This window comes from Alteromonas sp. ALT199 (assembly GCF_018619335.1).
GTDB lineage: Bacteria > Pseudomonadota > Gammaproteobacteria > Enterobacterales > Alteromonadaceae > Alteromonas.
Genome location: NZ_JAHHDX010000101.1, coordinates 35270 through 45110, shown reverse-complemented (window position 1 = coordinate 45110; position 9841 = coordinate 35270). Strand labels below are relative to the sequence as shown.

At 42.0% G+C, this 9841-nt stretch carries 11 protein-coding genes; 8 read left to right on the top strand and 3 right to left on the bottom strand.

All coding sequences use genetic code 11. From position 1 onward, the window contains the following. On the top strand, positions 1-455 hold a 455-nt coding region (locus tag KL866_RS11310; RefSeq protein WP_214995112.1), incomplete at its 5' end, for a DUF962 domain-containing protein. Between the two features lie 93 nt (positions 456-548). On the opposite strand, the gene KL866_RS11305 is transcribed toward KL866_RS11310, so the two are convergent. Then, positions 549-1205 (bottom strand): crotonase/enoyl-CoA hydratase family protein, encoded by a 657-nt coding sequence (locus KL866_RS11305; RefSeq protein ID WP_025256012.1) that lies wholly within the window; start codon positions 1203-1205, stop codon positions 549-551. A gap of 309 nt (positions 1206-1514) precedes the next feature. Then, positions 1515-1880, bottom strand: a complete 366-nt coding sequence (locus KL866_RS11300; protein WP_025256011.1) for a hypothetical protein — start codon at positions 1878-1880, stop codon at positions 1515-1517. Positions 1881-2485: 605 nt separating this feature from the next. On the opposite strand from KL866_RS11300, the gene KL866_RS11295 reads away from it, so the two are divergent. From KL866_RS11295 to KL866_RS11270, 6 genes are all read left to right on the top strand, one after another. Continuing rightward, positions 2486-3724, top strand: a complete 1239-nt coding sequence (locus KL866_RS11295) for a hypothetical protein (RefSeq protein WP_214995110.1) — start codon at positions 2486-2488, stop codon at positions 3722-3724. Between the two features lie 249 nt (positions 3725-3973). After that, positions 3974-4774, top strand: a complete 801-nt coding sequence (locus tag KL866_RS11290; protein ID WP_214995108.1) for an RNA methyltransferase — start codon at positions 3974-3976, stop codon at positions 4772-4774. Between the two features lie 37 nt (positions 4775-4811). Then, the gene (ylqF, locus tag KL866_RS11285) at positions 4812-5819 is read left to right on the top strand and encodes a ribosome biogenesis GTPase YlqF (protein WP_214995106.1); all 1008 of its coding nucleotides are present in this window, start codon (positions 4812-4814) and stop codon (positions 5817-5819) included. Between the two features lie 172 nt (positions 5820-5991). Continuing rightward, positions 5992-6141 carry a hypothetical protein gene (locus KL866_RS11280; RefSeq protein ID WP_155852441.1) on the top strand — a complete coding sequence of 50 codons (150 nt, stop codon included), beginning with the start codon at positions 5992-5994 and terminating at the stop codon, positions 6139-6141. Between the two features lie 70 nt (positions 6142-6211). After that, positions 6212-6721: a WbuC family cupin fold metalloprotein gene (locus tag KL866_RS11275; RefSeq protein WP_214995104.1), complete on the top strand. Its 510-nt coding sequence runs from the start codon at positions 6212-6214 to the stop codon at positions 6719-6721. 367 nt (positions 6722-7088) lie between these two features. Continuing rightward, a complete protein-coding gene (locus tag KL866_RS11270; RefSeq protein ID WP_014950268.1) occupies positions 7089-7310 on the top strand; it encodes an XRE family transcriptional regulator in 222 nt (73 codons plus the stop codon). A 102-nt stretch (positions 7311-7412) separates the two neighbouring features. Here the strand turns inward: KL866_RS11270 and KL866_RS11265 are convergent, their stop codons facing one another. After that, positions 7413-8696, bottom strand: a complete 1284-nt coding sequence (locus tag KL866_RS11265; RefSeq protein WP_214995102.1) for a pectinacetylesterase family protein — start codon at positions 8694-8696, stop codon at positions 7413-7415. 337 nt (positions 8697-9033) lie between these two features. Between KL866_RS11265 and upp the strand changes: the two genes are divergently transcribed. Then, positions 9034-9663, top strand: a complete 630-nt coding sequence (gene upp / locus KL866_RS11260) for a uracil phosphoribosyltransferase (RefSeq protein ID WP_025256006.1) — start codon at positions 9034-9036, stop codon at positions 9661-9663. The last annotated feature ends 178 nt before the right edge of the window (positions 9664-9841 follow it).

The following is a 9841-nucleotide window of genomic DNA, read 5'->3' as shown; positions in this document are numbered from 1 at the left end:
TATATACCCATTATATCGGAATTCCGCTTATCGTTTTCTCGGTATTCTGTTTGCTGAGCAAGCCAGGGTATCTTGTCAACGCACCAGTTTTTGGGGCTATGATAATTAGCCCTGCATTGTTTGTCTGGATTGTTGGTAACGCGTTTTATATTAAATTAGATCTGAAGCTTGGCGTAGTGATGACTGTCATCACCGGTGTCATGGTATATTTTGCTCAACCCATTGCACAGTTTGGAGTAGGCACATGGCTTGCTGTTTCGCTAGGCATTTTCATTGGTGGGTGGGTGCTACAATTTATAGGGCATCACTTCGAGGGTAAAAAGCCTGCGTTTGTGGACGATATTATGGGGTTGGCCATAGGGCCATTGTTTGTACTTGCTGAACTAAGCTTCGAGTTAGGTCTTAGAGATGGACTTAAACAAGAGATTGAGCGTCGCTCTGGCCCAGTAAGGTAAGCGCTTCTGTGCAACCCCCAGTAATTGGATTGTTCAACTATTGGGGGGGCCTTTTGAAAATGTTATCGTGTTTTTTATACTTGGTTTGAAGACCTAAGCGTTCATTTTCTTTAATGTCTCTTTGCGTAGCTGAAGTTTTGATTCAGCGAAAGACTGCCTAGGCAACATCTTCAATTTTTCAGCATAGCTCATAGCCGTGGCTAATACTTGCTCTTGAGGCACTGCCGCATCTAAAAAACCGGCTTTTACCGCTTCGCCACCTTGGTAAATACGGGAAAAGAGCAAGGCTTCAGTTTGGCTTGTATTAGCAAGTCTGGCTTTGGCTAGTTCCATACCGAAAGGCGGTAGTACCATACCAATTGCGGTTTCATTAAGACCATATTTAGTATCCGCATCTTTACCAATACGCAAATCAGCGGCCATAAGCATAATCGCGCCCAAGGCAATACTGTGGCCTTCTGCTGCAACAATCACTGGTAAGGGAAAGCTATAAAGGCGTACGATTAGTTTAGCGCCTTTTGACACCAGCTCGTGTTGTTTGGCTTTGTCGTCGGCTTTCATTACCGATAGATCGAACCCACCACAAAACTTGCCTTCACCTCCGTGAAAGACTACTGCTTTTGCATTTTGCTCTGCTTCATCTAGGGCGTTGTTGAACTGCTCTATAAGCTCAAAGCCTACGGCGTTAACTTTTCCGTCGTCAAAGGTAATTACTGCAATATCGTTATTAATAGCTAAATTAAACGCCATGGTATGTCCTATAACTTTCTGGGTAGGAATAAATGTACTTCACACTTTTTCGAGCGCAACTTTCTAGCAGTGATTGTAGGTAATTGATATCTTTTATGATAGTGCTTTGCGCCTCATCTTCGGGATATGTGCTATGAATATCGGTGATAATTCAGGGAAGTTCTGCAATAAGCTTCTTGCTAAATCGGCGTTGCCTACGTCGTGCTTCGCATTGTTCGCTTTTTACTGCATCCGTTAGTCTCACTATTTGCTTTAGGCACTGGCTGTCTTCAATAAAACAACATTGATAGGGGATGTACGTTTGTCATGCTAAAACTTCAACTTTAGCTGCTTTTTTCGCCATTGCTTCGAGCGTTGGTTAAGTGCGTAAAGTGAGACACTTTCATTCGCTATCTGCTTGGCAAGATTTAGTGCGGCGCAGGCTTGTTCATCGGTTAGGTTTTTATAGGCTGGTGAAGGGATAGAGTCATACCACGCACAATTACAAATATTGTCCAAAATGACTCTTATGAAGCAGTGATCATGACGAATTGGCCAAGTGTTTTTCTTCGTTGATGCAATAGAAGGGAGCACGTTTTTCGCGTAATGTAAGAATTCTTGAAGGTTTTTCGTATGTTCTGGTGATTTTGAACGATCAGAGTTTGGAGGCTGGGTAAGAAGGAGAGATGTTTCCATTTTGTGATTTTGCCCTTCGTCTAACATTCGTTTAGGAGAACTACTAGTGCCACATAACACGAGGTTACACGACACCAGAAAAATTCAGAGTTACACTATTTTTAGTTTTGTTTTTAGTTTTGTGGCTTAGAGCTAAGTGTTCGTTTTACATTACTTGGTTGGTTAATGCGCCCTTACTTGAAAATTTTCGTTATAGAAGTTGCTGTTGATCTCAAGTAACTTAAATATTGAAAGCGTTGACAATAGAGTCATTGATAATAACGCCAGAGTTATAGACGCCATTAAACGCATTCGTCCTGAACTTTCCGTGCATGGCTTAGGGGGGGCAGTAAAAGGCTTGGCTATATTATCAATGACTTTGATGACAGAAACGAAACGCCCTTTTGGACTGAATACAAAGACTACGTAGTTGAATTTAACGATTCGTGGCATGTGCCGGATCACAGCGGTGGTGCCAGCGCATATTGTCTATCTTCAGGCATTGGCAAGCCTGAAGCTTACCGTGCAAGGTATTTATGACGGTGAAATTTACGTGGTTGCTGAAGCGTAAACCGCAAATAGAACTTTAAAGCGATAACAAAAGCATATTAATAAAAGGGATAAAAATGATAAAACCTTCTTCGCTAGCCTGTTTGTTAGCAGCGTCACTCGTTGTAGTGCCAGCCACTGCCAAAGATTATCTAACGAGTGAATTTCTGCCCGAGTGGTTCAATGCCTCATTAGTAAAAGAGGCAAAGAGCTTACCTCGAACTCGAGTATATCTACCTGCATTTCCGATAAATGCTACCGGCCTAGGAACATGGTCTGAGGCGCAGGCTGATGACGATTACTGGTACTTCACGGTAGATATCGGCTCTGAGACTCCTGTTGAATGTTGGGCTTTTCAAGATTATGACGGCTTAGCTAATTCTCTTGTTAACATGATGAAATACTCAATAAATAACGTCTCTGCAAACGCTAACAAAGCATTAGAAAGTCAATATAACTTCAGCTTAGATATTTCAACCTTAGGCAATGTTCCCGTATTCAGTTACGACATTCTTTATAATTTAGGTGAGTCTGATGAGCGCGTTTCCGGTTTAATGAAGGGCATGTCCGCGGAGTCTGCGAATGGCTTGCAGGTTTGCTTACACAATGAGATTGGCTATCGAGATACGTTCAAAGACGTATTCACATCATTTGTTAATGCGGTAGATAAAACGGCTAAAGTGCATCCTTTCTTTTTAGCAATAAATGGATTGATAATGGAGGACGAACTAATAGGTGTTGTGTCTGAAAAGTTCTCTAAAGACGCAGATGGTGATGTAGAAATTGTAGAAACAACTTCTATAATTCTGCCTGTTGACGCTAGTACAGTTTCACCTACCGATTCCAAGGTGAAGTCATGGAGTCATGCCGATGGCACCCTAATTAATACTTTTGAATTTACTGTGGAAGACAAAGAATTAACCTCATCCATGGGAGTTTCTAAGTCAGAAGGAAAATGGGTAATAGAAGGAGAAATTCACGGGCAGACAGTAACGTCAGAGCTTTCATATGATGGTGTATTTGTTTCGAATTTCGGCGTCTATCTTGAAACGGAAAAGTTAGCCAATTCAGACAAAGACTCTTTGAGCTACAACACGTGGAGCGTTGACCCGGACCCAACTCAGCCGGCAACTACAGTTATACGCAAAAAGGGCCAGAAAAATGGTTTGTTGCAACTACTGGCTGAATTTCAAAATCATAAGATTGAGTATACTGTTGATGATAACTTTATAATGGAAGAAGCGGTAATGAAAATAGGGCCTCTTAATATAGACGTTATTCCTATGTATGTGTCAGGTAAACCGACTGACTTATAAGGTGTCCAGTTACTCACAATGAAGCGTAGAAGTTTGAATATGGGTTAACGAAGGGATGGGCGATTCGCTCGGAGAATGGAAAGCTATTTTAAACATGCCAGAGCCGATCATTATTCGCTCAGAACATTAAACATTAAGCGCCGATCACCAAACTTTGCTTACTCTGTAACGCGCATTCAGACTTGTTGCTTTGCGTTTTGCGCTGTATACCTTACACTTGCGCCGAAAGTAACGAAAAGGGCAGTAAAAATGAAATTAAGTGACGTGAAAAAACTTCACCAAAAGAAGTACAGAACTCAGTTTGGCTTCTATTTGGTAGAAGGTGAGCACTTAGTTTTAGAACTGTTAAAAGTTTCGCATAGAGATAACAAAAGTTCGAGCAATCAAAGTGGAAGTGTTAAAAGTGTAAACAATACTACGCTTTACATCACAGCAGATTATCAACAATGGGTTAAAGAGCATGTTTTATCGTCTAATGCTCAGGTCCAAGTTGAAATCGTGTCTTCTCAACAAATGCAGCAATTAAGTGATACAAAATCCCCACAAGGGATCATTGCTCGCGTTCCACTTTCAAACATCGCGTTGCTGCAACCAAATACAGTAGCTAATAACCCCACTTCTGAAAAGTATATTTACCTTCATGAAGTTCAAGACCCCGGTAATTTGGGCACTATATTAAGAACCCTAGCATGGTTCGGTGACTTCACACTCTTGTTAAGCCCAAATAGTGTAGACCCCTATAATTCTAAGGTCGTGCGTTCAAGCATGGGGGCTATTTTTCACGTTAAAATGGAATTAAATGTGCCGCTTGAAAGTTTAGGAGAAAGATTTGAACGCTTCGCTTTCTTAGATATGGATGGCGAAGAAATTACCTCGGACACTTTCAAAGATTATCAGTGCTACCTTTTTGGCAACGAAGCCCGTGGAGTACCTGTTGAAGCTCTATCACAGCTTGACGCAACGGCATATACCATTGTCGGAAGCGGTAAAATTGATTCACTAAATTTAGCCAGTGCAGTAAACATTTGCGCTTATGAATTAACCCGTTAAGCACCGCACCTCAACTCGATTACGATAGGAATTAACCATGGCATTACAATGGTTCCCTGGGCATATGCACAAAGCCCTAAAAGAAATTAAAGAGTCGCTTAATCAAGTAGACATTCTTATTGAGGTGCTTGATGCGCGCATTCCGTATTCAAGCGAAAACCCTGAGATTGCAAAAATACGCGGCGATAAGCCCTGTATCAAGATCCTGAACAAGTTCGACTTGGCAGACCCAGAAATCACCGCACGCTGGCAAGAAAGCTTAGAAAAAGAACGCGGCGTTAAAACCATTACAACGTCTAGCGACAACCCGGGTAACAGCAAGCAAATTATGCAGCTTGTTAAAAGTATTTGTTCGTATAAGGAAGGTCAACCCAAAGCGATAAAAGCCATGATTACGGGTATTCCCAACGTAGGGAAGTCAACGCTAATTAATATTTTAGCCGACCGAATAATTGCCAAAACCGGCAACGAACCGGCTGTAACAAAAAGCCAGCAGCGCATTAACTTGGGCAGCGGTATTATATTGTTTGATACACCTGGGGTACTGTGGCCTAAACTTGAAAACCCCCATTCTATTTATCGATTAGCGTCATCAGGCGCTGTTAAAAATACGGCGATGGAATATGACGATGTTGGTTTTTTTGCGGCGGATTACCTGATTAAAGCCTACCCAGAGGTCATGAAAGAGCGCTATAAATTAGATGAGCTACCAGATACTGAAATTGAATTTCTAGAGGCTGCCGCCAGAACCCGTGGGGCTATACAAGCTGGTGGACGGGTAAATCTTCACAAGATATGCGAGATTCTGCTTAAAGAACTGCAGTCGGGTAAACTGGGGCGGATTACGCTAGAAACCCCAGAAATGCTAGAAGTCGAAAAAGAAGAAATGGCGCTAGCAGCAGCCAAAAAAGCAGAAGCCAAAGCTAAGCGCAAAGCAAAATTCAAAACCGGTTCGTTGACGCCAGATAAAAAGGACAGGAAAGAAAAACGAGAAGAAAAGCGTCAAGAGCAAAGCCGCAGAATGCGTGGAAATAACAAGAGATAAAAAATAAATTTAAAAAAACTGCATCCAAGCAGCCTGATGAATCGTTAAGTGGTTTACTAACCGGCCTAACGGAAGAGTTAATTGCAAATCCTTTCGACGCTTTGGCACCTATCATTTACGACCCGCATCGCGTAGCTGACGTACTGCTGGCTTCAGAGGCTCTACATTTTCCATGGTGTTGCCACTAACACCAAATGAATACGGTACATACAGTAAAGCCGAATTCCTTACCGCTGGTGGCGTATTAACGGGTGTTGCGGCAGCAAGCCCAAGGTTGTATCTGGGCGCAAATTTGGCGCGCTCTTACCACAATTCGTTATAAACGCTTGCGCCAATAAAGTGAGTAGCGATACGATTAAAGTCATGACCGAAGCGATAGTAAGGAAGTGACGTTGGACAATACCAAGTACTTTGATAAAGCATTGTTTAGTGAGTTAAAACAGAAAGCAGCAGAGAGTGCTCGCCGACGAGCTAATTTTAACGTTCACAAATCTTACGCTGATATGGTTCAGCGTCTTTTCATTGCAATGATGCCAGACTCCTACGTACGACCCCATCAACACGTACAGCCTCACAAATGGGAGTTTTTCATGGTGGTAGAAGGCGAATTAGATATTTTATTTTTCGACGATGAAGGCCTCGTAAAAAATAAAGTAACGCTAACGGCAAATGGAGCAACCAGCGGTATCGAAATCCCCCCCAATACTTGGCATGCAACGGTGTGCCATCGCCCAGTAGTTTTTATGGAAGTTAAACAAGGTCCTTATGAAGTGACTGATGATAAAGGTTTTGCGAGCTGGTCTCCGCAAGAGGGGAGCGATTTAGTACCACGTTTTCTAGCGATGCTAAAGCGTGCAGAAGTTGGCTCTGAAGTTAATTGCTTAAACTCGTCCCTTTCTTAAATAAACTAGTTCCAGTCCGTGTTGGGCACTTTCCTTTTTGGAAAGTCATTGCTATTGCTTATCTACATGGTATGGTTAAGGATAAGTAACAGAAGGCCGCTACAGTATTTTTGAAAAGTACTGAAGCCGCAACATTTCGCTTAGTCGCGGCAGAGTGCCGTTGGTACAAGCACATTGTAAAAAGAGAATTATCATGCAAAACGTTTCAACTGGCTATTTTTATAATTTTAATTACTGATTGCACCTGACCATCGGTGTTCAGGGGCAAATATTGGCTTCTGGGCACTGCAGGTAGAACGTTTTGCAAAAGCCCAGAAGGTATCACCATCTGGGCTTTTTTAATGCCCGAAATTCTCGGTAAAAGACAATGAAAGAAATCACACTAGGTGACATTAGAAAGCAGCATAGAGTTAAGCAAGAAGTTGTAGCAATGGCGTTATCAGTAACGGCCTCTGGTGTAAGCAAGTTGGAATCGAAGCGTATTCAGGATGTTTCACTTCAGCGTGCTGCAGCTTATTTAGCTGCGGTTGGTGGAAACATGAAAATTGAAGTGACAATGCCAGATGGCGCTACCCTACAAGTAGGATAGTAGGGAGGAACTCATACTAAAAATGGCTAATCCAACCGCTACTGGGTTGGACTTGCCATGCTTTTTTTGGTCAACTTTTAATACAAGTTCGCACTTCGTGTTTTATTGATAGTATGCAGCGCTGTTTTCTCTAAATCGGCGCGATGTAGCGAATGTGTACAGCCACTCATTAAATGAAATTCCTCGAGCACTTTGTTCATTGTAAAATGGGCTAGGTGACGATACTGGAAAGGCATTGTCTTCACAAAAGTCGTTTAGCACCATGTGGCAAGTGCCTTCACCAAGGTAGAATTGATAGTTCCATGTGAATGCTGAAAGAGCATGAACTGACGCATTTGCTTGAAGCTGCCAGCCGAGTATGTAACCTAAATCCGATTCTGTTACACCCCATGTTGTTGGATCTAAGTTACCTCTTGCGACCTGATCTGAGATTTTAGAGAACTGAATTTGAACAATATCGGTACCCGTTGAGTATTGGGCAAAACGATTCCAAGGGTATTGATAAGCTAATCGCAACATCACCTGCTTATTAAGGGTAAGATGATTGAAGTTGCCAATTAATGACTGAAAGTTTCTTGGCAGCGTATCTTCAATCCCCCAAGGACCCTGATAATTCAGTACTGTTCGCGTAAAGCCACGGGATATGACGCCAAGCGATGCATCAGCGAAAAGTGCCACTTTTGTGCGACCAAATAGTGACTGGAAGTAAGGAAAGTTAAACGTAGCGCCATAGCCCCCGGCACTACTACCACTTAGTAATACTTTTTGGGGTGATAAATCATCGTTGTTCAGTTTTTCTTTTATCCATTGCATAACAACCAAGGCGTTGTCATGGCCTCGATGACTTAAAGTGACTTCAGCACCCGGTACACCAGTGACGATACCAAGCTCATCAACATATTGCGTTTCTTTAGAGCCTATGTGTAAATCACCAGTACAGTATGGAATAAACACTTTTGACCATGATTGGAATGGATTTTCTTCGGTATCTTCAAATATACCGCCTGATACAAACGGCGTATTCTCTACAACAACAGAAGGATTGTATGCCGCACGTGACATAGGGTTGTTGTCAAACTCTAGCTGCACTGAAGCAAGGCAGGTCGCATCATCCCAACAAGCACCTCCACCATTGAAGTAAATCAACAGATTATCACTTTCGCCTTGTTCGAAATAAAACGAGAATGGATTGGGGGTTAACCCTTCAGGCCCTGGTAGAGCTGGAAGAGAACACGATGGGTAGGCGGTTTTTTCTCCGACGCCGGGTATTGATACAGTAACTTCGTTATCAGGTGTAATTTGCTCCCATTGAGCAAAAGCATTATAAGCGCAAAAACTGAGTGCGATTAAAGCGATATAACGAAAACGTTTAGCGTAAGAATGCATAAACAATTCCTTTTGAAATAAATAAACATGGTTTGAAAAGCGAGGTTGAAAAGGCTTTTATGAAAGAACTGTACTTCCTAGCATCCTTTCAAGTGACCCTATTAATACTCTATTACTTTGATGTACAGCGAGCGTTAATTAGACGGGTCAACAAACGAATCCATGAATAAATACTCATGGTGACGGTAGCCTTATATGTAGGTTAAAGCATTTACACTTGCTGTCTAGAGTTATGTGTGTGATTTAAAGCACTGAATAACAGATTTATACGACTAATCGCTTTAACTCAGGTACTTCTCGGTTAAAATATAGCTAAGTCGATTACAAGGAGTCTTAAATGGCCGTTCACGAAATTACTCATCCTCTTATTGCGCACAAATTAGGTCTTATGAGATATGCCAAAATTAGCAGCAAAGATTTCCGCGAACTTGCTTCGGAAGTGGGAAACCTCTTGACCTATGAAGCAACCCGAACTCTACCTACAGAGCGTGCCTCAATAAAAAGTTGGTCGGGCGACGATGTGGAAGTAAGACAAATTAAGGGTAAAAAAATTACGGTCGTGCCCATTCTTCGTGCTGGTTTGGGTATGCTGGAAGGTGTATTAGAACTTATTCCAAATGCAAAGATTAGTGTTGTTGGCCTTTACCGCGATGAAGATACGCTCCAGCCTGTCGCTTATTTTGATAAAGTTGTTAAAAATATAGATGAACGAACGGCTCTAATTGTTGACCCTATGCTTGCCACCGGCGGAACTTTGATCGCTACTATTGATTTACTCAAAGAAAAAGGTTGTCGCAAAATTATGGGGCTATTTCTTGTAGCTGCCCCTGAAGGCATTAAAGCGGTGGTAGATGCTCACCCTGATGTGGATATTTTTACAGCCGCCATCGATGATAAATTGAATGATAAAGGATACATATTGCCTGGATTAGGCGATGCTGGGGATAAAATTTTTGGCACAAGATAAAAGTACACGCTTCTAGAAATTTAAACGGCTATTTATTTTGTAACGTGTCGCTGAACGTTGCACTTAAATTTCCGCGTTAAACGTCTAAGTTAGTGTTATAGTCAAAGGGTAGTCAAAGCGCACGTTTGCTACCCTTTTCTGTTTTAATTCAGGGTAGTAAGTCTCGTTAGAAGAGCTA